The sequence below is a fragment of the Oribacterium asaccharolyticum ACB7 genome (genome assembly GCF_000238075.1).
In the GTDB taxonomy this organism is placed as follows: Bacteria; Bacillota; Clostridia; order Lachnospirales; family Lachnospiraceae; genus Oribacterium; species Oribacterium asaccharolyticum.
Window position 1 is genome coordinate 870,226 of the sequence record NZ_JH414504.1, and the last position, 23,180, is coordinate 893,405.

Annotated in this window: 18 protein-coding genes; 4 read left to right on the forward strand and 14 right to left on the reverse strand. The window is 43.8% G+C overall.

Features of this window, described 5'->3' with window-relative positions:
* Window positions 1-5: 5 nt before the first annotated feature.
* The 3 genes from HMPREF9624_RS03935 to HMPREF9624_RS03945 are packed head-to-tail and all read right to left on the reverse strand — an operon-like array spanning window position 6 to window position 4,678.
* Window positions 6-791 carry a tetratricopeptide repeat protein gene (locus tag HMPREF9624_RS03935; RefSeq protein ID WP_009536624.1) on the reverse strand — a complete coding sequence of 262 codons (786 nt, stop codon included), beginning with the start codon at window positions 789-791 and terminating at the stop codon, window positions 6-8.
* Between the two features lies 1 nt (window position 792).
* Window positions 793-2,037 (reverse strand): DUF5716 family protein, encoded by a 1,245-nt coding sequence (locus tag HMPREF9624_RS03940; protein WP_009536625.1) that lies wholly within the window; start codon window positions 2,035-2,037, stop codon window positions 793-795.
* Window positions 2,038-2,050: 13 nt separating this feature from the next.
* Window positions 2,051-4,678 carry a DUF5717 family protein gene (locus HMPREF9624_RS03945; RefSeq protein ID WP_242822617.1) on the reverse strand — a complete coding sequence of 876 codons (2,628 nt, stop codon included), beginning with the start codon at window positions 4,676-4,678 and terminating at the stop codon, window positions 2,051-2,053.
* A 158-nt stretch (window positions 4,679-4,836) separates the two neighbouring features.
* Here HMPREF9624_RS03945 and HMPREF9624_RS03950 point away from each other — a divergent pair, with 158 nt between their 5' ends.
* Window positions 4,837-5,361, forward strand: a complete 525-nt coding sequence (locus HMPREF9624_RS03950) for a DUF4364 family protein (protein WP_009536627.1) — start codon at window positions 4,837-4,839, stop codon at window positions 5,359-5,361.
* Window positions 5,362-5,464: 103 nt separating this feature from the next.
* On the opposite strand, the gene HMPREF9624_RS03955 is transcribed toward HMPREF9624_RS03950, so the two are convergent.
* The 6 genes from HMPREF9624_RS03955 to HMPREF9624_RS03980 all read right to left on the reverse strand — a co-directional run bounded on the left by HMPREF9624_RS03955 (window position 5,465) and on the right by HMPREF9624_RS03980 (window position 11,044).
* Window positions 5,465-6,832 (reverse strand): PLP-dependent aminotransferase family protein, encoded by a 1,368-nt coding sequence (locus HMPREF9624_RS03955; RefSeq protein ID WP_009536628.1) that lies wholly within the window; start codon window positions 6,830-6,832, stop codon window positions 5,465-5,467.
* A 17-nt stretch (window positions 6,833-6,849) separates the two neighbouring features.
* Window positions 6,850-7,530 (reverse strand): hypothetical protein, encoded by a 681-nt coding sequence (locus HMPREF9624_RS03960; RefSeq protein WP_009536629.1) that lies wholly within the window; start codon window positions 7,528-7,530, stop codon window positions 6,850-6,852.
* 46 nt (window positions 7,531-7,576) lie between these two features.
* Window positions 7,577-8,014 (reverse strand): dUTP diphosphatase, encoded by a 438-nt coding sequence (locus HMPREF9624_RS03965; protein ID WP_009536630.1) that lies wholly within the window; start codon window positions 8,012-8,014, stop codon window positions 7,577-7,579.
* A gap of 343 nt (window positions 8,015-8,357) precedes the next feature.
* Complete coding sequence (gene scpB, locus HMPREF9624_RS03970; protein ID WP_009536631.1) at window positions 8,358-9,185, reverse strand: SMC-Scp complex subunit ScpB; 828 nt, start codon at window positions 9,183-9,185, stop codon at window positions 8,358-8,360.
* A gap of 11 nt (window positions 9,186-9,196) precedes the next feature.
* Complete coding sequence (locus HMPREF9624_RS03975; protein WP_009428256.1) at window positions 9,197-10,012, reverse strand: segregation and condensation protein A; 816 nt, start codon at window positions 10,010-10,012, stop codon at window positions 9,197-9,199.
* 129 nt (window positions 10,013-10,141) lie between these two features.
* Entirely contained in the window at window positions 10,142-11,044 is a 903-nt protein-coding gene (locus HMPREF9624_RS03980) for a metallophosphoesterase (RefSeq protein ID WP_009429884.1), read from the reverse strand.
* Window positions 11,045-11,135: 91 nt separating this feature from the next.
* On the opposite strand from HMPREF9624_RS03980, the gene HMPREF9624_RS03985 reads away from it, so the two are divergent.
* Entirely contained in the window at window positions 11,136-11,333 is a 198-nt protein-coding gene (locus HMPREF9624_RS03985) for a helix-turn-helix domain-containing protein (RefSeq protein WP_009428908.1), read from the forward strand.
* A 103-nt stretch (window positions 11,334-11,436) separates the two neighbouring features.
* Here the strand turns inward: HMPREF9624_RS03985 and ftsH are convergent, their stop codons facing one another.
* The gene (ftsH, locus tag HMPREF9624_RS03990) at window positions 11,437-13,491 is read right to left on the reverse strand and encodes an ATP-dependent zinc metalloprotease FtsH (RefSeq protein ID WP_009428652.1); all 2,055 of its coding nucleotides are present in this window, start codon (window positions 13,489-13,491) and stop codon (window positions 11,437-11,439) included.
* An 87-nt stretch (window positions 13,492-13,578) separates the two neighbouring features.
* Window positions 13,579-14,673 (reverse strand): 3-isopropylmalate dehydrogenase, encoded by a 1,095-nt coding sequence (gene leuB / locus HMPREF9624_RS03995; protein WP_009536632.1) that lies wholly within the window; start codon window positions 14,671-14,673, stop codon window positions 13,579-13,581.
* A gap of 130 nt (window positions 14,674-14,803) precedes the next feature.
* Between leuB and uvrB the strand changes: the two genes are divergently transcribed.
* The gene (gene uvrB / locus HMPREF9624_RS04000; protein WP_009536633.1) at window positions 14,804-16,780 is read left to right on the forward strand and encodes an excinuclease ABC subunit UvrB; all 1,977 of its coding nucleotides are present in this window, start codon (window positions 14,804-14,806) and stop codon (window positions 16,778-16,780) included.
* A 116-nt stretch (window positions 16,781-16,896) separates the two neighbouring features.
* Here the strand turns inward: uvrB and HMPREF9624_RS04005 are convergent, their stop codons facing one another.
* On the reverse strand, window positions 16,897-17,748 hold the full coding sequence (locus HMPREF9624_RS04005; protein ID WP_009536634.1) for a MurR/RpiR family transcriptional regulator: 852 nt from the start codon (window positions 17,746-17,748) through the stop codon (window positions 16,897-16,899).
* Window positions 17,749-18,589: 841 nt separating this feature from the next.
* Between HMPREF9624_RS04005 and HMPREF9624_RS04015 the strand changes: the two genes are divergently transcribed.
* The gene (locus HMPREF9624_RS04015; RefSeq protein WP_009536636.1) at window positions 18,590-19,327 is read left to right on the forward strand and encodes a CAP domain-containing protein; all 738 of its coding nucleotides are present in this window, start codon (window positions 18,590-18,592) and stop codon (window positions 19,325-19,327) included.
* Window positions 19,328-19,487: 160 nt separating this feature from the next.
* On the opposite strand, the gene HMPREF9624_RS04020 is transcribed toward HMPREF9624_RS04015, so the two are convergent.
* Window positions 19,488-20,117: a hypothetical protein gene (locus HMPREF9624_RS04020; protein ID WP_009536637.1), complete on the reverse strand. Its 630-nt coding sequence runs from the start codon at window positions 20,115-20,117 to the stop codon at window positions 19,488-19,490.
* Between the two features lie 12 nt (window positions 20,118-20,129).
* Complete coding sequence (locus tag HMPREF9624_RS04025) at window positions 20,130-23,180, reverse strand: TIR domain-containing protein (RefSeq protein WP_009536638.1); 3,051 nt, start codon at window positions 23,178-23,180, stop codon at window positions 20,130-20,132.

Sequence of the window (23,180 nt, forward strand, 5' to 3'; positions counted from 1 at the left end):
CTGTCTTACACTCTTCCCCGAATTTCCTCTTTCCAGGAAGCAATCTTTTCCTTTGCAAAGGAAAGAAACGCTTCCTTTCCTTCTCTATACGCCTCTTCTATTTTATGCATTTCCGGAGCTGTCCTTGCAAGGCTTAAGCCTTCCTGCCATTCCTTTTCCCAGACTTCCGTAAGTCCTTCTTCCAAGTCCTGGAACGCACTTTGGTACTTATCCTTCGGAAAGCACATTTTGGACAGAAAATACAGCCTTCTTGCCGCCATCTTATCGTGATTTTTTTCATAGAGCCTTCTATAGCTCTCCGCCGCACGCTGAAATTCCTTGGTTTGAATATAGCATTCTCCGATTTTTCGAATTCTTCTTCCGTTTTCCTCAAAGTGTAAAGCGTCCTGATAGGCATCCACTGCCTTTTTATATTTTCCGAGAGAAAAGAAGCTGTCCCCCATCTTTTCTCTTCGTTCCGCCTCGCTTAAGGCATGAATTCTTCTCCATTCCTGGGAAAGCTCTTCCACTTCTTTCTCCGTATAGTAGCTGCTTTCTCGAATCAGGCGGAAAATCAATCTTTCCTCCTTCTCCCCCATCTCCAGGAGTTGCAGAAGCTTCTCTCCCAGTTCTTTCTCTCCCAATGCTTCACTGAGCCATCTGCAAAGCTCGGGATTCACGAAATGATCCGGCACCAGGATAAGGTAGTGTCCCAGAGCATAGCCGAGTTCTTCCAAAGAGTAAACGGAAAGATCCAGTCTCTCATAGTAGTATGGAATTTCGGCTTCTCTCCCGCATAAAATCAGTGCCATTTTACTCCTTTCCCTTCAGAGGAATCGTCTCTTTAATTGATTGAAAACTCCCCTTCCACAAATCTCCGAATCCTAAATCCGTAATTTCTATCCCCGCAACGGCATTTCCGTGAAATGAGGTTCTTAAGGATACCTTCGTACAACGTCTCTCTCTTTTCGGAAAAGAAGTGAGGCTCATGCGATACTGTTTTCCCCGATTCGTTGCACTCACATCCTGTACCTGAAAATCAATATAGTCCTGGTTTTCCAACAAAAGGCGAATGTCCTCCGTTTCCTTTAGCCACGAATCTCCCGCATGAGCAAGATAAAGCGGAAAGTCTCTTTCCTTCTTTGTCACCTTGATGCTGATGTCTGCACCGATTCTGGTATCGCAGAGGAGAAGACACTCTTCTTCCTCCCCCTTTCCAAGAAGCCTTCCGTAATACAATGCTCCGATAGAAAAGAGAAAAGATTCCACACAGACTCGTCTGCCTCTGACTATTTTCTTCATAAATTCAGGAAAAAGTTCCGTATTTTCAAAGCCTTTCCCGGACAAAAAGAAGGCACTGTATACCTTGGATTTTGTCAAACGGTCACAAAGTCCGGATAGTACCTGATCCGTCATCCTTCTTCCTCTGGGATCTTCCAGAATCCCAAAGGACAGTGCATCCGGTTGTGCTTCCGAAACGGAAATAGCGTATTTTTTTGTTCCTTTGGAGACCTGCATCTCATAGTAATGCAAGACCTGGGAAGAGAACTCCAGCATTCCCACCTGTCGATTGTAAAGCTTTTTATCCTGCCTGAGAATATAGTGAGAAAAGCTTTCCGTATGACTAATCAGCTGTACCGCATACTGCCCGGAAAACTTCTCCTTTACCAGCTCGTTGAGTGAACTCATCAGTTCCACATCCGCATCCCGAACGGAAAGTACCAATGTATCCTTTCCCTCTTCTTCCGGAATTTCCCTTCCCTGAACGCGCCTTTCTCCTTCCAAAAGCAGATTCTCCAAAAAGATTCCGAGGAGTTCCTTTGCATCATAACAGGTCTCCGAAATCGTAGCGCTTCCCTTCTTCTTAAAGAGAGAAAGAAGCTTGTCCACCAAGATGACTCCTCCATCCAGATTTTTCTTATATGCCTCTTCTCCGATATAAAAGCGGTCCCCCTTCCTTTCCCGACTTAAAAGAGTAGGGAAACGATAGGTATATTCTTCTCTGTAAAGGGAAATATCCGTATATTCATCACTTAATGCAATCCCGATGACTTTCACAAAAACCTCTTTCCTAATCCTTCAGAACCCTCGCTATACTAAGTTCTTTCTCCTCATAGTCCTCCATAAGCGGAAGCAACTCTTCTACCTTTTCTTCCATAAGAAGACGGGACATCTTACAAAGTGCTGTATAGACATCCTCTCCCTCCATCATCATGCCCTCTTCTTTTTTCAAAACCGACTCATAAAGAAGCTTGTCTTCTTTTCCCAAAGTAAAACGATATTCCATCTTTTCTCCGGGGAACAGCAGGAAGGATGCAGTATATATGCCATGATAACTATGTTGCAGCTCTTCTCTGTGAAATTCCTTCTCTCCCTCTGCACGTACCGAGAAATAAGGTTTCTCCTCTGCCTTTCCATGATATTCCACCACGGTCTTCTCCAGCACCTCTCCCGGAAGCGGGACAAATTTTGCCAGACTCTTCGTATAAGAAAAGACTAGGTTCTTCTCCAAAAGAATCGGGACAATGCTGTTTAACAGTTCCCTCTCATCCTCGGTCAGGCTCTCTCTTTTGGAGAAAGAATAGCTTAAAGCCAGAAGATAGAGCAGCGGAACCCGTTCTTTATAGCTTTCTCCTCGCACCTCTTCATAAAGCAGGGCGGTAAAATCGGGAAGCTCCCGTTTTTGATACAGGAATATGGAAGCGGCATAATTGCTTAAGAATGCACGGATCAGTAAACTTTCTCGTCCTGAGAATTTTCTGTATAAGTGGAAGGCCTCTTCCGCCTCTCTCATCTTTTCCGTAAAAAGGCATTGTGCCAAAAGGCGTTCCGCCATATTCAAAAGGCGGGAAGCATCGATTCCTCCCTTTTCTTCCCTTCTCTGTTCCGCAGTCTTTAAAACCGCATACATTTCTTTGCTGCTGCCATTCCATTCTTCCAAGAGGTAAGAGAGACCCTTATCACTAATTCTCTCAGCTCTGAAAGCAAGATGAGAAAGATATAAACTGAGCTCTTCCTCTCCCCGGTCTATCGCACTGTCCGAAAAGGCGGGAAGAAGTTCCTTCTCAATATGCAAATAAGGGTATTCCTTATAAAACATAAGGGCGCGATCCATTTCCCTTCGATAAAGAAGGGCGGCAAGATAGTCCTCTTTCTCCTTTTTCTTCATTCCTTTTGTAGGAATGTGATGCAGAAAGCGGAGGCTCTCTTCAGGAAATTCGCTCTGCTTTTCCTGCCTGTGATAAGCCAGAATCTGCGACAAAATCTCCATACGGAAGGAATTGGAAAAAGCGGAATTGTCAAAGGCTCTCTCCATACATTCCAACTCTTCCTCCGTCTTAATGCCTTCTTTTTCCAGTTGCAAGGCTTTTTGTAAAAGGAAGACCGGCGTATATTCGGAAAATCGTTCCATCCTCTTTTCCAGTTCTTCTCCTTCAAAAACTTTGGTCTTCCGATGATTTACCCGCGTATAACGATTTCCCATCCCATCCTGAAAAAGAAGGATCATATCCTTATAGGGCATAGGAACATAGGCCTCTCCCTCTTTTAAGGAATAGACCTCTTCTCCTTTTAAAGCAGGGTGGGATAGAATAAGCTTCTCCATTTCCGAATCTTCTACGACAACCTTATAGGAACGAAGCAACTTGGGAAGAAGTTCCGCCATCTTCTCATCCACCATATCCGGAAGAATCAGTTTTTGATACAGTAATGCCAATTCTTCGTCCATCTTTCCGGCGAGCATGGACTCTACCGCAAAGTCCTGCATTTGCCTTGCAAAGCGAAGATAGATTTCCGAATTCTCCGGAAAATTCTGTAAAATATTGTAATACAAGGCAGAGGCCAATCCTTCTTCCACTCTATACTCATAAGAGAAGTAAAGGTAAACCGCTCTGGGAAGTTCTTCCTTATAGCCCTTTTTCATGGAATAAAGAAGATTTTCATAGAGATTGGTCAACTTAATATTTTCCTCCACCCCTCGTTTATACAGTTCAAACGCTTCTTCACCGCGTTCTCCTCTTCGGATGCAAAGACTGATCTTCTCTTCCAAGCTCAGTCCCTCCGGAAACTCCAGTTTTTTTTCTTCTTTTCTTTTAGAGGAAGACAATAAGCCCTTTCGGTTTATTCCGTTTTTCGGGCGATAGGAAAAATAAGCCAAAAACTCTTCCAGCGCCAGAGCACGATTTCCACACGGCTTTAGAAGTTCATAAAGCTTTACCGCCTTTGCACTTTGCATAATGGGTGCCGATAAGAAGTCCCGATAGTCAAAAATACGGGTTGCAGCCTTTTTATCCGCTTCCATCAACTTCTGTAAATCTTCAAAATGCCTAATCTCTTTTAACTGCTTCGCAGATGGTGATTTCTCCAATATAAAATGATAGGGAATTTGTTTTTCCCCACCCAGATACACAAAAGACAGCTCCCCTCTAAGCTCGCTCTCCTCTTCCATCCCCTCCGTATTTACCGTAAAACTAACCTTTGTCCGAACTCCCCCGAAAGCATTTTTATGTAAGCTGATATAGGGCGCCTCACAATAAACCAGTCCGCGCATGGGGACCGCATTTAGGGATTGAATAAAAATTTCAAAGGTTTTACTTTCCAACAGAGAAATCTTCCCCTCGATTCTCTCTTCGGAAAAATGCGTGGACGGTCTCTCCTGATCCACAATTCCTCTAGCCAGTTTATTAATCTTTTCTCTCATAGCAAACACTCCATAGGGCTCTATTTTAGCACAGGAAGACCTTTCTAAAAAGACAGATTTTTCCATTCCCTGCATTCCCCTCCCGCACTTGCTTATTACCGTAACTTTCTGCTACACTATAGTCTCAATAAAAAGAGTGCAAGAAAAAAGGAAAGACTATGACTACAGAAGCTTTAACCCAATATAAACTCATGATTTTGTATTTATTGCAATCCGTAAATTATCCCTTAACCAACAGCCAATTAAGCGGATTCTTTTTGGATAATGAATACACAACCTACTTTACTTTGCAGGAATGCATCTCTGACCTTGTAGAAGCCGCTCTGATTGTTTCACATCAAAGTCAAAGTACAACCCGCTATGAAATTACGGAAGAAGGAAAACAAACGCTCCAATTTTTCGAAGATGAGATTTCCACCATAGCCAAAGAAGACATGAATCAATTTCTTTTGAAAAATAAGTTTCGTCTGCAAAACGAAGCAGCCGTACATACGGACTATTCCCAAACGGAAAACGAGGAGTACCTTGTACAGGTAGAACTTCGAGAAAGTAAAAATCTACTCTGTCAAATTAAACTGTCCGTCCCCAGTGAAGAAAATGCAAAAGCGGTTTGTAAGGCATGGAAAGCAAAAAGCGGAAAACTATACGCTTATCTTCTCTCTGCCCTTTTAGAAGAAAAGTAAGTTGAACATCCGGCTTATTCCGGGGCACCCTCGAAGTTCGGGTGTCCCTTTTTGTTATAAACAGGGAGCCGTGCATGGAATGCGCGGCCCCCTGCGCTCATTTCTATACCGTACAGAAAGAAAGTCCCTCTGTCTTTTCCTTAAGCAATTTCTCCACGCTGACCAATTTCACAACCAGGCAGAAAAGCTCTGTCGCAATACGCAGGTCCTCCAACGGCGGATAAGTCGGTGCGATACGAATATTGCTATCTTCCGGATCCTTATGATAGGGGAAGGTCGCTCCTGCCGGAGTAAGCTTCACACCCGCCTTTTTGCACTTATCCACCACCGACTTGGCACAGCCCGGCAGTGTCTCAAAGCTGATAAAATAGCCCCCCTTCGGCTTTGTCCAGGATCCGATATCGAGACCTTCCAAGTTCTTTTCAAAGACAGTTTCTATCATCTCAAACTTCGGCCGAATGATATTGGCATGCTTCATCATATGCTTTACCATACCGTGAATGTCTTCAAAGAAACGAACGTGACGGAGTTGATTTACTTTATCATGACCAATGGTCTGGTACTGCATCTGTTTCTTGATGTCTTCCAAGTTATTTAAGCTGGTTGCCATGGATGCAATCCCGGAACCCGGGAAGGAAATCTTCGAAGTGGACGCAAACTTATAAACAAGGTCGGGATTTCCCGCCCTCTTGCACTCCGCCAAAATCTCAATCAGATAATCCTGGTCATGGTCGTAGAGGTGATGCATGCCGTAGGCATTGTCCCAGTAAATACGAAAGTCTTTTGCCGCAGGTTTCAGTCTTGCAAAACGGCGCACCGTTTCATCGGAGTAACTGTAGCCCTGGGGATTACTGTACTTTGGTACACACCAGATTCCCTTGATACTCTCATCGGAAGACACAAGCTTCTCCACGATATCCATATCCGGACCCTTCTCCGTCATCGGCACATTAATCATTTCAATTCCGAAATACTCGGTAATGGCAAAGTGACGGTCATACCCGGGAACCGGGCAGAGCCACTTGATTTTGTCCAACTTACACCAAGGTGTATTTCCCATGACTCCATGTGTGTAAGAACGGGAAATGGAATCATACATCACATTCAGGGAAGAATTTCCGAAGATAATGATATTATCTGGGTTATTTTCCATCATATCGGAGAGCAGTTCCTTTGCCTCCGCAATACCGCCCAAAACGCCATAATTTCGAACATCAAATCCGTCAGAGGAATACATGTCGGCTTCACTGTTTAAGGCATCCATCATCCCGTTGCTCAAGTCCAGCTGGTCGAGACTCGGCTTGCCTCTACTCATATCCAGATTAAGATCCATGTTCTGATACTCTCTATAGCTTTGTTTTAATTCTTTCCGTAAACTTTCCAGTTCCTCTACCGACAAATCCTGATACCTCGTCATACCGGCCTCCTCCGCATTGACTGCATTGACTTTCTTTTCCGCATTCTTTTTCATCTTTGTACACATCCTTTTTAGTGTCGTTTCGGGGATTCTTCTTTCAGCCTATACTTTCTTCTTATATATTTATGATGCCTTTTTCCGACTTTCTTGGCACGCTCGGATAAGAGAGTATTTCCTCCCAGTACTTTTACACGACTCTCTAAAAATTGCAATTCTCTGGCAGCCTCCGCATCATCCGGATAGCGACTACAGTACTTGGAAAAGGCATCATAGGAATTTTGCCATTCTCCCGTCTTCTCCAGATAAATCGCTTCACTGTATTCCAATTCCCGGTCCGTACTGAGTCCCTTCTCTTTTGCTTCATCCAATTCTTTTCTGGCCAAATCCAAGTCATCCTGATTTAAAGCCTCTCCTGCGGATACAATGCTCTTTTTTGCCTCAATTAAATCTTGTAATTTTGCATATTTCTTGGTGGAAATAGTCTCCAGATTCTGCAGATTTTCTTCCGCCTCGCCCAGTTTTCCCAAATGAATCTCCGCTTCTACCTTGTAAGCCAAAATATCAAACTGCAGAGCTCCAACCTTACCCTTACTTTTCTCTAAGGCAAGGTCAAAATTCTCCAGCGCCTTTTGTGCATCTCCTTTTTCCAGAGCGGTAATTCCTTCCGTTCGATAAGCCTTTGCCTCATTTTTACAAGCACTAAGGCTGATGAGCGTAAGTAAAACAATTCCTGCCAACTTTCTTTTTATCATGGTTTTGTCCCTCTTTCTTGTCCTTCTCTTTAGTTGATTTATCGTTCTAAGCCTTTCCGGTCGTACCGAATCCGCCGCGATTCATATTGTTCAAGTGCTCTACTTCCACAAAATGCACCTCCGGCTGATGTGGCATAATCCGAAATTGACCGATTCGATCATTTACATGAATTTCCGTATCTCGCATAGCCAAAATCGGCATATGAATAATGTCGTCATCCCCGCAAAAAGACTCGTCAATGACTCCCATAGCATTGGTCTGCAATATTCCGAAGTTTTTAAAAGCCGAGCTTCTGGGAAGAACCCACATCTCATAGCCTTTCGGGAGTTCTACGGAAATTCCCATGCTGATTAAACGAAACTCCCCCGCTTTCATCTTCACCTCTTCCGCAACACGAAGGTCTATCCAGTCACTTTTCCCGTCAATATAGCATAGCTTCTCCAGCTCCTTCACATGGTACTTGATTTTTATCTTTTCTTCCATTTCCATCTCCCCCTAATCCAGGCATTTCTTTGTCTGCCTATTTCTTCCCTATAAGATTTCGTACGGCAGGTTCTGTTCTGATCAAAAGGAGGGGAGAGAGACTCTTCGATCTCCTCTGTTTGTCGCTCTCCAATGTTCTCATCGGACTCCTCTTCGCATGCCTGCTCTTCATAATATGGCTCTTCTACACTCTCGCTCGGCTCATTTGAACATTCGCTCAGTTCTTTCGAATTCTCGCTTGATTCTTCCGCCTGTTCGTTTGGCTCTTTCGCCTCTGCTTCCAGTTCTTGTAAATAAGCCTCTATGAAGGCATCGCTTTCCTCTTCCTCAGAATCGAACCCGCCTAAGTTTCCGGGCTTTCTGCGTTCGCTTCCTCCTCCGCTTCCTCTTCAGTACTATTCCTCAAGTCCTCTTCAAGAACTTCCCTCTGCTCTTCTTCAATCTCTTCTCTTGCAGCTTCTTCAGTCTCTTCTCCTACTGTTTCTTTAGTCTCTTCTCCCACGGTATTTTCATCGGTAGCCTCGGCCTCATCCGGCTCCAATCCGAAGCCGTCTTTTAGTTCTTCCGTAACCTCTTCCTTTAAGAGTTTCTCCACTTCTTCGGGAAGAGCGGGCAAATCCTTTAAAGAATTTACACCGAAGCGGTACAGAAATTCCTCTGTCGTAGCAAAAAGCATAGGTCTTCCCGGTGCCTCCAAACGACCCACTTCCTCGATAAGCCCGAATTCCACCAGACGATTTACCGCATGATCCGACTTGACTCCGCGGATTCTTTCCACTTCCACCTTGGTGATCGGCTGACAATAGGCAATGATGGAAAGGGTTTCCAGGGCAACATCGGAAAGTACCGGCTTCTGCGGTCTCTTCACAACCCTGATTAAGCCTTCATAGGTCTTGGGATGACTCACCATCTGATAGCGGTCCTCCAGCTTTTTGATGAGAAGCCCTTCCTGCCTCTCCTCGTATCTTTCCCGCAACCTTTCCGCCGCAAGAAAAGCGCCATCCTTCCCCATGTTTAAGCAAGTAGCAATTTCCTCCACGGAAACGGAGCGCCCCAAGGAAAAAAGCAGAGATTCCACGAGGTTTTCCTCTTCCCTTTTCCTGATTCTGTCCTCTTCTTCAATTTCTCCGCCTAAATCCGGGACCAGAGAAATCTGTTCATACTCTCCCAATCCGAAACCTCCTAATCAAACTCTTCAATTCCTGTAATATCTAAATTCTCCGGGTCTTCTTCCGAAATGCCTTCCTTCACCTCTATATGCAAGTCGGAAAACGCCTTCTCCTGTGTCAGGCTGATTTTCCCCATCTTCATTAGCTCTAAAATAGCCAAAAAGCTGACCACGGTCTCCGTCTTCCCCTTAGCATTGTGAAGCATTTGCCGGAAAGAAAAACGGCCATGAGCCTTAGCATAGGCAAGTACATCCTTGATTTTCCCTTGCAAACTGATTTTCTCCCGCTTAATCTTTCCAAAATTGGAACGGAGCGTATCTTTCCTGTCTTCTTTTCGCCGTACAATTTCCCGCATGGTTTCCCGAAGCCTGAGAAGGTCTATTCCCTTTAAGAGATAGTCTATATCTAGGGGAGGACTGTAGCGCTCCACTTCTTCCGGAATACTGGGCTCTTTCTGTACGCTCATCGGTGCCGCTTCTTCCTTTTTATGCAGCAGCTTTCCCATCTCCTTGTACTTTTTATATTCCAGAAGTCGCTGAACGAGCTCTTCCCGAACGTCCCCTTCCTCCTCTTCCTCTTCTTTGGCGGGAAGCAACATTTTGGCCTTAATTTCCAAAAGTGTCACGGCCATAATCAGGAAATCGGAAATGATTTCCAAATCATCCTCTTCCAAGCGATTGACGTATTCCAGATACTGCTCCGTAATCTGTGCAATGGGAATATCATAGATATCGATTTTATTTTTCTCAATCAAATGTAGGAGGAGATCCAAAGGTCCCTCAAAGGCATCCAATTTATACGAAATAATTTTTTCCCTCTCTCCGAACATCGCTTCTCCTGAAAATACTTCTCTGCTTTCCTATGAAAATGCTTCTCTGTTTTCCTATGAAACGGACGACAGGTGTACAGCGTGCAGTATCTCGTCTACTTGTTCTTTCCCATACACAACCCGTTAATTTTACTCTTCCTTAGGGCACAAGTCAAAGCAAGAAAGTTCAGGAAAGTTATTTATTCGAATATTGATTGTATGGGTTCCCAGTCCTCTACTGATAAAATAGCGCTGTTCTCCTTTTTGAAAAAGCCCGCGGGGTTTCGGAACAAAAAAGCGAAATTGCGGAGTCATGAAAGCAAAAAAAGGGATGCCCACCGCCCCGCCGTGAAAATGGCCGGAAAGCAGAAGGTCGACAGGTAAAGAAAGAGCCTCCTCTATATAGAAAGGACTGTGAAGCATTGCAATGGTAAAGCACTCTTCTCCTTTTGTCTCCCGAGGATCTTCCCGTATAGCAGAAGATAGGGCATTTTCCCAGGAAGCTCTTATTTTGTCTTCCAAGTCTTTCTTTTTTTTAAAAAACAAAGGTTTGTAATAGGAAATATCCAGAGGAAAGCCCGCCACCAGTATCCCTTTTTCCGGAAAGACCGCCTTTCCATCCACCACTTCTACCCCTGTAAAAGCCTGCTGAAAGAGGGTTTTCTGTCCTTTCTTTTCCTTTTTGGAAAATAGCTTTACCTCATGGTTCCCCATAGAATAATAGACCGGATATTCCCTTGCCAAAGTAGAAAGCAATTTTGCTCCAACTTCCGCCTCATCCCTTTCATCTGTTTCCTCCGCGGAATGACTGATGGGAAAGTCTCCTCCAATGAGAATAAAGTCCGGCTCGGCTTTTCGAATCTTCTCCAGCAGAATGCAGTTCTCTTTCCCGAATTCTTTCTCATGCAAGTCTGTCAAAAAGATAAAACGACATTTCTTTTTAATTTTAGCGGAAACGATACGATAGTTCTCCACTTTCAGTTGATTTCTTTCCCAGTAGGAATAGATAAGTGAACCGATTCCGATTACTGAAAATGTTAAGAGAATTAACATTTTGCTCCTTTCTACGAATTTTAAGCCAAATATGCTACTCTGAAATAGAAATAGAAAGCGAATCATCGCCTCCACACAGTTAGGAGTTTTTATGATTAGCTACGCACCATTTTGGAAACTGATGAAAAAGGAAAAGATGAGCCAATACCGTCTCATTCGGGAAGGAAAACTTTCTGCCGGAGTGCTGAACCGTCTCAGAAACAACCAGCCTGTTTCTACGGAGAGCATCAGACAAATCTGTCTGATCTTCTCCTGCAATGTATCAGACATTATGGAATTCCTGCTGTAAGGAGAAAGAGAAAAGAACAAGGAGGTTCTGTCAGTGTATTCAAGTATTTTCTATAAGATAAAAGGTCTGATAGAGCTTTACTCTATCGGACCTTTTTCTTGCTCTAAACTGTCATTTCTTCTGCTTTTGTTTCCGAAGCGGATTCCGTTTTAGCTTCTGCGCAGGATTCTGAATCGGATTCTACTTTAGCTTCTGCACCGATTGTCGCATTCACTTCCGAAGCGGATTGTTTTTCCTTAACCTCGGAAAGAATCTTCATGAATTCTTTTCCGGTAATCGTTTCCTTTTCAATCAGGAACTTGGCTATCTCATCCATTGCAAAACGATTCTCTTCTAAAATCTTCTTCGCTTCCTCGTAGCATTCCTTTAAAATACGGGAAACTTCCGCATCTACCTCTGTCGCGGTATCATCCCCGCACTCTAAAACGGCACGTCCTCCCAAATACATATTTTCCTGTCTTGCCAGGCCCATCAGGCCGAACTTCTTGGACATTCCGTATTGTGTCACCATGGCTCTTGCAATTTTGGTCGCTTTCTCGATGTCATTGCTGGCCCCGGTTGTTACCGTTTCAAAGACCAGCTCTTCCGCGGCTCTGCCCGCCAGACACTCCACAATCATGGAATGCAATTCCGCTTCGGTATTTAAATACTTTTCTTCCTCCGGTACCTGCATAACATAGCCCAAGGCTCCCATGGTACGCGGTACAATCGTGATTTTCTGCACCGGCTCCGAATGCTTTTGAATTGCGGCAACCAGAGCATGACCAACTTCATGATAAGAAACAATTCTTCTCTCCTCCTTGGAAAGAATTCTGTCCTTTTTCTCTTTGCCGACCAAAACCACTTCTACAGCCTCAAAAAGATCCTTTTGACTTACCTTCTCTCTACCGTGCTTTACCGCCGTGATGGCAGCTTCATTCATCATATTGGCAAGATCTGCTCCGACTGCTCCGCTGGTCGCCAAAGCGATTTCATCAAAATCCACGGTATGATCCAGCTTCACATCCTTGGCATGTACCTTTAAAATATTGACTCTGCCTTTTAAATCGGGCTTTTCCACAATAATTCTTCTGTCAAAACGGCCCGGACGAAGCAAAGCCGGATCCAAGATTTCCGGTCTGTTGGTAGCTCCCATCACCATGATTCCCTTAGCGGCATCAAAACCGTCCATTTCCGAAAGAAGCTGGTTCAAAGTCTGCTCACGCTCATCATTTCCGCCGTAACGGTTATCTCTGCTTTTTCCGATGGCATCAATCTCATCGATAAAAATAATACACGGGGCCGATTGATTGGCCTGCTTAAACAAATCTCTTACACGGCTGGCACCGACCCCCACAAACATCTCCACAAAGTCTGAACCCGAAAGAGAATAGAAGGGAACATGAGCCTCGCCGGCCACTGCCTTAGCCAGTAAAGTTTTACCGGTTCCCGGAGGCCCTACTAAAAGGGCCCCTTTTGGAAGCTTTGCTCCGATTGCCGTATACTTCGCGGGATTGTGCAGGAAATCCACAATTTCCACCAGACTTTCCTTTGCCTCATCCTCTCCCGCAACATCTTTAAAGCTGATACCGGTTTCCTTTTGCATATACATTTTGGCATTGGATTTCCCGACACCCATTACTCCGCCGGAACCTCCCACTCTTTTGGCCATCCCGTTCATAAACCAGAACAAGAGCACGAAGGGGAGCACAACGCTCAGTACAATTTGTAAAATAAAGGCGGAATTATCCGGTCTTTTTCGGATAATCGTCACATTATGGAGATACAGTCGTTCAACCAGCTTTTCCGCGTCCGCATTGACCGGTACTACAAAAAAAAGCGGTCCCTGGGTCTTTCCCAGGCCGAGGATACTGTCCTCCGCATCCTTTTTTGCGGACGAATCCCCGGAAGTCCCTGCAGAGCCTGCACTTGGCGCGGAGCTCTTCGGATAAACCACAATCTGTCCGTCTCCCCACTCTACCTTTTCGACCAGATTCCGATCCACCATGGACAAAAATCCGGAATAACTGAGTTCCTGGTTCAGCCCCTTTCCGGTAAATCGTTGCGCCAAAGTATAAATAAAGAACGTCACCGTAGCCGCTATTAAAATAATGAGGATGGTCTGCCCCATGTTGGAGAAGCCGCCATGATCCCCATCCTTAAAATCCTTATTATCCATTCCACTCTCCTTCAGTTTTTATACGCCTATCATTATACGGAACGGCCGGGGAACAGGCAAGCTGAAATTCCGGAGAAGCAGGACTCTTTATAATACTTTTACAAGTTCATCCCCCATTTCAGAGCAGGAAAGAAGAACTATGTCCTCTTCTTTCTGTTTGGGGAAAATATCTTTCGTTCGAAATCCTTTTTGGAGCACTTTTTCCACCGCTTTTTCCACTCGGTCCGCAGCGCCTTTTTCATGCAAAGAGAAACGCAGGAGCATCGCTGCGGATAAAACGGTAGCTAAGGGATTCGCCATATTTTGCCCTGCAATATCGGGAGCCGAACCGCCACTAGGCTCATAAAGGCCAAAATCTTTTTCTCCCAAAGATGCAGAGGGAAGCATTCCGAGAGAACCGGTAATCTCCGCCATTTCATCCGAAAGAATATCGCCGAACATGTTTTCCGTAGCAATTACGGAGAACTTTCCGGGATTACGGACAAGTTGCATCGCCATGGAATCCACAAGAGCATGAGAAAGCACTACCTCTTTTTCTTTTTCGCCCTCTTCCGTGAAGATTTTCCTCCAAAGACGGGAGCTTTCCAGCACATTTGCCTTATCCACCGAAACCAAATCCGCTCCTCTCTCTTTGGCAAGCGAGAAGGCAATCTTGGCAATTCGCTCTATCTCATGCGCGCGATAAATCAGTTCGTCTCTGGCTACCTCTTCCCCGTTTTCCACGCGAAGAGATTTTTCTCCGAAATACAGACCGCCTGTCAATTCACGAATCATCATGATGTCGAAGCCTTCCCCTATAATTTCCTCCTTTAAGGGAGAAGCCGCTCTTAATTCCGGATAAAGCTTTGCGGGACGAAGATTACAGAAGAGCCCCAGCTCTTTTCTAAGCCGTAGGAGTCCGGCTTCCGGACGCTTTTCCACGGGAAGCTTATACCAGGGAGATACGCCTACCTGTCCGCCGATACTCCCCATAAGAACCGCATCACTTTCTCTGCAGGCGCGCAACGTCTTTTCCGGGAGCGGTTCTCCACACGCATCAATTGCCGCTCCTCCAAAGAGTTCCTCTTGAAAATGCAAAGAAAATCCCTCCAGTTCCGCCACTTTTTTCAGTACTTTTTTAGCCTCTCCCACAATCTCCGGTCCGATACCGTCTCCTCTTAATACCGTTACTTTATATTCCATATCTGCGCACCTCCTTCGTTTCCTCCATTTTACAGGACTTTTATTTTTTTCGAATTCTTTTTTGCTATACTAGCCATGCTGCAAGCTTGCCTTGCCCTATCATCCGATATGAATCATATAAGGAGGAAAGATGGATTTTAAACTGCATGCCGATTATGCCCCGACAGGAGACCAGCCTCAAGCTATTGCCAAGCTGGTAAAGGGCTTACAGGAAGGAAATCAATTTGAAACACTCTTGGGCGTTACCGGTTCGGGAAAAACCTTTACCATGGCTAACGTAATAGAGCAGATACAAAAGCCCACTCTGATTATTTCTCATAACAAAACTCTTGCGGCACAGCTTTACTCCGAAATGAAGGAATTTTTCCCGGAAAATGCAGTGGAATACTTTGTTTCCTACTATGATTATTACCAGCCGGAGGCCTACGTTCCCAGTACGGACACCTATATTGAAAAGGATTCCGATATCAACGATGAAATAGACAAGCTTCGAAACTCGGCAATGGCTGCTCTTTCCGAGCGAAAAGATGTCATCGTGGTTGCTTCCGTGTCCTGTATCTACGGGCTCGGCGCGCCTACGGAATATCTCAATATGGCACTCTCCCTTCGTCCCGGACAGACGCGGGATCGGGATGACTTACTCCGAAATCTCATTGAAATTCAATATACGAGAAACGATATGGACTTTCGAAGAGGATGTTTCCGCGTAAAGGGCGATACGGTAGACATTTTCCCGGCCTCCGAAGGAGAACAGGCTATTCGTGTGATTTTCTTCGGCGATGAAATCGAGGAAATCCAATTGATTGATGTCCTCACCGGAAAGGCACAGAGAAAGCTGGAACACACCATGATTTTCCCGGCCAGTCCCTATGTTATTCCCATGGACAAGCTCCGTCTGGCCTGCAAAAATATTCTTGCGGAACTGGAGGAACGGGTAAAGTATTTTAAAGAAGAGGATAAGCTTCTGGAAGCACAGCGCATTTCCGAGCGGACAAACTTCGATGTGGAAATGATTCGGGAAACCGGTGTCTGTTCCGGGATCGAAAACTATACCCGTCATCTGAATTTTGCCGAGCCCGGAGAGCCCCCCTATACCTTGATTGACTACTTTCCGGACGACTTCCTGATTATTGTGGATGAAAGTCATATCAGTCTTCCCCAGATTCGAGGAATGTATAATGGAAATCTTTCCAGAAAGAACACTCTTGTCGACTTCGGTTTCCGTCTTCCCTCCGCACTCGATAACCGACCTCTGAATTTTGCCGAGTTTGAGGGAAAAATCAACCAAATGCTTTTTGTTTCCGCAACTCCCGGAGAATATGAAAAAGAGCATGAGCTGCTTCGAGCAGAACAAATCATCCGTCCTACCGGCCTCCTGGATCCGGAAATTGAGGTTCGTCCCACTAAAGGGCAAATTGATGATTTGCTTTCCGAAATTCACAAGGAAACGGAAAAAAAGCATAAAATTCTGGTTACCACACTGACCAAGAAAATGGCGGAGGATTTGACAAAATATTTGCAGGAAAATCAGGTCCGGGTAAAATATCTGCACTCCGATATCGATACCCTGGAACGTGCCGCCATTATCCGCGATATGCGACTGGACAAGTTTGATGTTCTCGTGGGAATCAACCTCTTAAGAGAGGGACTGGATATTCCGGAGATTACCCTGGTTGCCATCCTGGATGCCGATAAAGAAGGATTCCTACGTTCGGAAACCTCCCTGATTCAGACTGTCGGCCGTGCAGCAAGAAACGCGGAAGGGCATGTCATCATGTATGCGGACACGATAACCGATTCCATGGAACGTACCATTTCCGAAACCAATCGAAGACGCGCCTTACAGATGGAATATAACGAGGCACACGGCATCACGCCTACCACCATTAAAAAGGCCGTCAGAGACCTTATTGCCATTTCAAAAGTACTGGACGACGAGGATAAGGAGATCACAAAGGATATGGAATCCATGTCCAGGGCCGAAATAGAAAAGATGATCCGTGAACTGAGTAAAAAAATGCGAGCTTGTGCTGCCGAATTAAACTTTGAAGACGCCGCAAAATGCAGAGATAAGATTGCCGAATTAAGAGCGGGATTGGAAAAATAAACCACACTGTAAAAAGCCTTCCAAATGATTTTTTCATTGGGAAGGCTTTATCGTTTTTAAACGAATGGCAAAACCGGAAGAAAGACCCCTGCTTTAAAAATCCCTTTTCCCGGTGCTTAATTACGATCCGATATGGCTCTAGTGGTCTTTTCCAAGACACGACTGCACGTTTCAAAATGCCTGCGGTAGTACTCCGTATACATAATATCCACAAGGAAGAGCTGACTGATTTCCGCCGAGGTGGAACCGCGTTGCAAGGAACCCACATTTGCTCCGCAAAGAAGAACTATATCCGTATACTCCGTTAAAGCAGACTTTTGGAATCGCGTTATGGCAATGACGGTAGCCTTACTTTCTTTTGCCAGCTTCGCAATCTCCACAATATCTCTGGTTGCACCGGAATAGGAGAAAATCACGGCAACATCCCCCTCTTCCATGGTTGCCGCACTCATTAATTGCTGACTGACCATTTCGGAACAATATACCTTCGGCTCAATCCGGTGAAACTTATTCATCGCCTTCATCGCAGTGAGCATGGAGGCTCCTACACCGAAAAACAGAATTCGTTTCGCCTTGGAAAGCGCTTCCATAGCCAAGCTGACCTGTGAGAAGTCCAAAAGTGAATAACTTTCCCGGATGGAAGAAATTGTATCCTGTAGTACCTTATCTGCAAGGTCCGTAATCTTATCTCCAAGTGTAATCTCTCCCGTATTTCCCTCTTCCATTTTTTTATTTCCTCTCATGGAAAGAGAAAGCGTCATCTTAAACTCCTGATATCCTTTCAGGTTCATTGTCTTACAAAAACGAAAAACGGAAGTGTCTCCCACCATACAAGTTTCCGCCAGATCGGAAATGGACATAAACAAAACCCTGTTCGGATTCTGTAAAATAAAATCCGCTACCCTCTTTTCCGCCTTTGTGAATTGATTGTAGGAAGAACGAATTCTTGTCAAAAAATCCTCTTGCATAAGTTCACCGTCCTCTGCCAGCCTAAGCTTTTCAAAATTTGCAATATTTTTTATTATAACAAAAAGGAAAGAATTTTCAAACTATCTATCATCTTGAAAAACTCTTTTTTCAATGTTTCTTCTCTTCTTTCTTAACCAAATCACTTCTATATCAATCCCCCTATAAAATACAATTAACTTGTATGTTTTCTACATAAAATAATTTTTAATATCATTATATTTGTTAGTTTCTACTCAAAGTATTGCTTAATTAATTTTATTTTAATATAATTTGCCTTGGAGAAGAGGTATCGTATATGAACATTTCAATCGGAATAAACAAGCGGAAGGTCATGTGTTTAACATATGGCTTTCTTCCCGAAAATTCTAATTTTCACAAACAGGCGGACTATCCGTTTACGAACTCCGCACTTTGTGACTCAAAGGACTTTTTTATAAGCCAAAATCTCAGCAAGATAAAAGAAGTTGTCGCTTATTTTTAATGCGGATATTTTTATGTATTCCGCGTGATAAGCCATTTCGTTAAAATCCCCCAAAACAACTCCGTCTTCTAAACAATTCCATCTTGAGAAGGAGTTCTATTTGTTTTTCCCAAAAACGCTGTATAAAACAGCCTTATTTTCTTTACCCATTTTTAAGTTGGTCGCTAAATATCATACAAAGAAAATTTTCGAAATTAAGCATTTTGACTATTTTCTGTAATGGTTACAACGATTTATTTAACTTTTTATTGATTTGTGCATAATGATTATTCCTTTTCCTTTACAGTTTTGTGACATATCACTTTTTGACTTGCTCGGCATCTATTCCTTGAAATATGATGCTATAAAGGAGAAGAAGAATGAAACAGATGATTGTAAAAAAACAGAATGATTCAGTAAGAGAAAATAACAAGACAAAGAACTTCGACAAGATTTGGAAAACGCTTCTGCTTGCAGCTTCTTTATCATTGCTGTCCGCTATGCCGGTATTTGCCAGAGGATGGTGCAGAGGACTTTCCAAAAATGCCTGGTGGTATGATCTCGGAAATGGAAATTATTATAAATCAACCTGGCAGTGGCTGGATGGAAACAGTGACGGAATTGCAGAATGCTATCGCTTTGACTACAACGGTTGGATGGCTGAAAATACGGTTACTTCAGACGGCTATACCGTAAACCAAAACGGAGCATGGACAGTCAATAATGTCGTACAGACAAGAGGTGTATCTTCTGAGAACGGCATTATAAAAAAAGAGCTTCTCGGAAGAATCAATCAGTATCGAATCGCTTCCGGTCTGAAGCCTCTCTCGGAAAGTGCCGGTCTTAGTTCTATTGCGGATACAAGGGCAAGAGAATGTTCCGTTTTATTTTCTCACACAAGACCGCAAGGCGGTTCGGTCCTGACAGAAGCGGATGTTTGCGGAGAAATTCTCGCGTCAAACCAAGACACTCCTCTAAAAGCCTTTCAAGCTTGGCAAAAAAGCCCCGGTCATAACCGGCTTATGCTACGAGACGATTTCGTTCGATTCGGAGCAGGATATTATGTCGATTCCCGCGGAAATGATTACTGGGTGGTATTATTCAGTTTTTATAATTAGATAAAACGAGATAACGCACACTTTGCGCACGATACTCGTTATGAACAAGATGTCTCAGGCTTCGCCTTAGCCACTTGTTAAGAACAAGGAAGAAGCACTCTCCGACTCCGGATAGTGCTTCCCCCTCTTCAGATCATTCCCAAAAACGATATAATCAACATCAAAGTTTCTTATTTTTCACGATGGTATTGTAGTATCGAATCGTCAAATCATAGAGTACTCTGTGTTCATTTTGTTCGCCGAGTTCCGTAAACTGATCCGGATGGTGCAGTTTAACCAAATTCCTTTTTTCTCTTTTTAAATCCTGTAAATCAAAATCCCGGTTGTACAGGCCGAAAAACTTCAATTCTTTTTCATACTCCAAGTCAAAGAAAGACGGAATTCTGCTTTCCTCTTTTTTAGCCTTGTTTTTTCTATCTTGCATAGTTTTTTGAAACTTTTCATTGTATTCCTCAATTTTTTCATTCACGTAAAGCTCCGGAATTTGTGTAAAGCAGTATCTATTTTTATTTTCAATATAGAGCTTCAAAAAAAATGCATAAACACGTTCCACCAGAATATTGTCATGCTTCACATCATATTCCACAAACTTACCGAAGCTCAAGTAAGTAAGAACAAAGGTCAGAAGCATAAAAAGCGGGAATAGATAAATGCGTACATGATTTGCAAGTAAGAGCCGAATGCAAATAACTTCCGGGATAAGAATCCCCAAAAAACACTGCATATCGGGATGGGTCAAGTGTAACAAGATACGTAGAGGAATATTTAACGCTTTGTAAATCAGCTTCATAAAATCTCCTGCCTATTTTGCCGTAATTCCAATTTGTTCTTTTTCTTCCTCAGTCAATACTCTTCCGGCAAGAATCTTCTCGATTTCCGCCTCTACTTCTTCCTCGCTTAAAATATGATAAACGGCAGAGCTCATATAATCATGCGCTATGGAATCGTCCCCGTAAATTTTCGCATAATAGTTCTGGTCTATCGCAAGAACTGTTCCGTCCGGAGAAATATATCCATTTACATCATAAGCTTTCACAGAAGGTGTAAAACTCATTTTCAGCTGTCCGCTCTCAAAATCCACCACATAAGCCTTTCTCTCTATTTCATTGTTTCGAATCATAAGAAGAAGTCCGGACTTTTCATTGTAGAGATTGATATCATCAAAGCTTAGCGGTGTCTGGGCACAAGCATCGTCCATAGCAACCGTTTTCGTATCCGTCTGATTGCTCCAAGTAAATGCCGTATTGTTCTGAATCCCTTTCAGCAGGATTTCTTCCCCGTTTTTCTTGATATAGAGCACCTGTCCGGGAATGTTTCCAAGTTCTTTCCTGTTTGCAAGACTGTATAAGGACGCCGTTCCGGAAAAACGATTAAGCACGAGAAGTTCTCCATCTTCCGAGAGCAAAAAGCTCGTTGCACTCTCCTGCAATTCGGGATAGCTTTCCATTTCGGTTAAATCCGCCGTACTGTAGACCTTTAAGCCTTCCTTTGCATCCAAGATATAAAGTGCCTTTCCATCATCCGAAAAGCGTAAAAGGGGAGAGATGGAATTGAGTTCCAATTCTTGCTTCTCTTGCGTTTCCAAATCATAAAGCAGTAAAAACGGCTTTGGTGAACTGAGCTTTTGCCAAACAGACGTAAAATACCTTCCATCATTGGAAATCTGATAAACGCTTCCATTTTTCATTAATCCGAAGTTTAAATTATCACCCAAGTTGATTATCTCACTGCTCTTCCCGTTATCCGAAGAAAAAGAAAGCTCACTTCCGTCATAAAGCAGCATTTTGGAAAAATCATTGGAATATGATACAATTCTTGCATAAATAGGCTCTTCGGAAATTCTCGACTTCATATCGATAATCTTAATGGTCTGTCCATCATGGGAATTGGCCAGAATCTTACTGCCATCCTGTAAGAATTTCAATTCGGACGGCAAAGCCCCTCCATAGTTCAGCTTATCCTCCACTATAACCTTATTTCTCCAAATAGAATAGTGTCCGTCAGCACCGAATCCCACAACGGTATTGGTCTCGGAATGATAGGCAAAATACTTGGTTCCCAATTCCGAAAAATAAATTTCATCCGAAATCTCTCCGCTTTTTCCATCCAAAAGATAAATTTTCGAATACGATTGCAATGCTATGGTTTCTCCGTTTGTCCCTTCTACAAGCGGTTTTAAATCATTGCTGTCCACTTTGATACTCTGCTTGAAAAGCTCCGTATAATCCGAAAGAGAAAGTTTCTTTATCGATGAATCGGTAAGCAGCAAAATATTTTCCTTATCTCCGGAGTAAGATGCCTGTCTATAGGACAGCTCATATTCCTGCCCGTTTATGTCGACTGCCTTTTCTTTCGGAAGAACATCGATAATGCTGCCGTCTTGCATGCTTCTTCTTGTGAGCTGTCCTTCGACATTTGCATTTAATACAACGAGCGCCTCCGTCCCGTCCCCCTTGATATCCGCATGTCTTATCGGCTCCGTGATTGTGAATTTGCTTTTTTCTTCCCAAGTTGCCGTGTCAAATACATAGAAGTCAGCCAAGTTATCCCGAAAGGCAATACAAAATAGCGCAGAATCATCATCGGAAAACTTGGTCAGCATCGGAATACCTGGAATTTCCAGCTTGGCCAGGCTTTCTCCCGTTTCCACATCATAAACAATGCAGGTACTGTCAAAGGAGGAAGTCGCGAGCATCTTGTCATTATGAGAAAAAAGCGGAAGTTTAACCTGCTGTGTATGTCCGGAAAATATCCTTATGACTTCACCGTTCTCCACACTGGCAATCGCCGTCGCATCATTATCCAAACCATAGGCCAGATATTTTTCATTATAACTTAGAGACATGTAGGTCAGCTTGTTCTTTGTGGAAATCGAGGTTAAGGTTGACGCTCCACTGTGATAAATGGCGTCATGAAAGATGGAAAATTCTTCTCCTCTTAATTTCAAATAAGACAGCATCTTCTTTCCAATCGACTGCATCGCCTCTTTTGCCACCAAAACAGCCTTCAGATAATCCCCCTCTTTTGCAATATCCTTTGCCGTTTTCAATAAAATGCTCGCATTCGACTGCACAGCCTCCTGCCTCGCCTGCTCCGCTTTTTGGTAGGCAGCGGTCATAAAGAGACCAAAGATGAGAAATAGAGCCCCAAGCATAGAAGAAATGGTGAGTATAAGCCTGTTTTTTCTCTCCTTATCTCTCTGCTTCAGATCCCCAAAATTGCAGCCCAGGATAGCCGCCATAATACGGTATTTTTCCACCTTTAGAAGCTTCACCGCCTGCTTCGTTAAATCCGTAAGCTTTCCCTTATCCGTCTTTTGCACGGCCTCATAGCCCGGGAAGTCCTTCTTCAATACTTCTTCCGGACGAATATCCGCTGCCAAAACATCCAGAAGACTCTCATCCTCTCCTCTTTTTAACTGCTTAAGAGGCATAGGAAAGGACTCGTCCGGCTCCCCTTCAAGGAGCACCGGAATAATGCGAGAATCCCCGTGCAGCGATCTAAAAGTCCGAATTTCCTTCTCACACCACTCGGAAAGGGGGGTTCTCTTGGAACAAAGGACTATCAGAAAATGGCTTTCCTTAAGCGCTTCCTCAATGGAACTGCTTAAGTCCCTCGCCGCAAGCTCCTCTCTGTCCCGAAATACACGAAAGCTCGTCTTTTTTCCGCTTTTATAAAACTCCTTAGGCGGTTTAAAGCCCTCTATCATTCTGTGGATTTCCTTTGCAATCGTCTGATCCGGCTCCACATGACGATAGCTGATAAACGCATCATACTTATATTGTTTTTCCATACCATTTTCCATGCTGTTCTCCATGTCCTTATCCCCACTTTTCCCTATGCCGTTCTCCAT

What these genes read in the sequence shown, in the direction of transcription:
- HMPREF9624_RS03950 (WP_009536627.1), top strand. Translation starts at nt 4,837, where the DNA reads ATGACTACAGAAGCTTTAACCCAATATAAACTCATGATTTTGTATTTA.
- HMPREF9624_RS04020 (WP_009536637.1), bottom strand. Translation starts at nt 20,117, where the DNA reads ATGAAGCTGATTTACAAAGCGTTAAATATTCCTCTACGTATCTTGTTA.
- ftsH (WP_009428652.1), bottom strand. Translation starts at nt 13,491, where the DNA reads ATGGATAATAAGGATTTTAAGGATGGGGATCATGGCGGCTTCTCCAAC.
- HMPREF9624_RS04005 (WP_009536634.1), bottom strand. Translation starts at nt 17,748, where the DNA reads ATGCAAGAGGATTTTTTGACAAGAATTCGTTCTTCCTACAATCAATTC.
- HMPREF9624_RS04015 (WP_009536636.1), top strand. Translation starts at nt 18,590, where the DNA reads ATGAAACAGATGATTGTAAAAAAACAGAATGATTCAGTAAGAGAAAAT.
- HMPREF9624_RS03980 (WP_009429884.1), bottom strand. Translation starts at nt 11,044, where the DNA reads ATGTTAATTCTCTTAACATTTTCAGTAATCGGAATCGGTTCACTTATC.
- uvrB (WP_009536633.1), top strand. Translation starts at nt 14,804, where the DNA reads ATGGATTTTAAACTGCATGCCGATTATGCCCCGACAGGAGACCAGCCT.
- HMPREF9624_RS03965 (WP_009536630.1), bottom strand. Translation starts at nt 8,014, where the DNA reads ATGGAAGAAAAGATAAAAATCAAGTACCATGTGAAGGAGCTGGAGAAG.
- HMPREF9624_RS04025 (WP_009536638.1), bottom strand. Translation starts at nt 23,180, where the DNA reads ATGGAGAACGGCATAGGGAAAAGTGGGGATAAGGACATGGAGAACAGC.
- HMPREF9624_RS03975 (WP_009428256.1), bottom strand. Translation starts at nt 10,012, where the DNA reads ATGTTCGGAGAGAGGGAAAAAATTATTTCGTATAAATTGGATGCCTTT.
- HMPREF9624_RS03945 (WP_242822617.1), bottom strand. Translation starts at nt 4,678, where the DNA reads ATGAGAGAAAAGATTAATAAACTGGCTAGAGGAATTGTGGATCAGGAG.
- HMPREF9624_RS03935 (WP_009536624.1), bottom strand. Translation starts at nt 791, where the DNA reads ATGGCACTGATTTTATGCGGGAGAGAAGCCGAAATTCCATACTACTAT.
- HMPREF9624_RS03985 (WP_009428908.1), top strand. Translation starts at nt 11,136, where the DNA reads ATGATTAGCTACGCACCATTTTGGAAACTGATGAAAAAGGAAAAGATG.
- HMPREF9624_RS03955 (WP_009536628.1), bottom strand. Translation starts at nt 6,832, where the DNA reads ATGAAAAAGAATGCGGAAAAGAAAGTCAATGCAGTCAATGCGGAGGAG.
- leuB (WP_009536632.1), bottom strand. Translation starts at nt 14,673, where the DNA reads ATGGAATATAAAGTAACGGTATTAAGAGGAGACGGTATCGGACCGGAG.
- HMPREF9624_RS03960 (WP_009536629.1), bottom strand. Translation starts at nt 7,530, where the DNA reads ATGATAAAAAGAAAGTTGGCAGGAATTGTTTTACTTACGCTCATCAGC.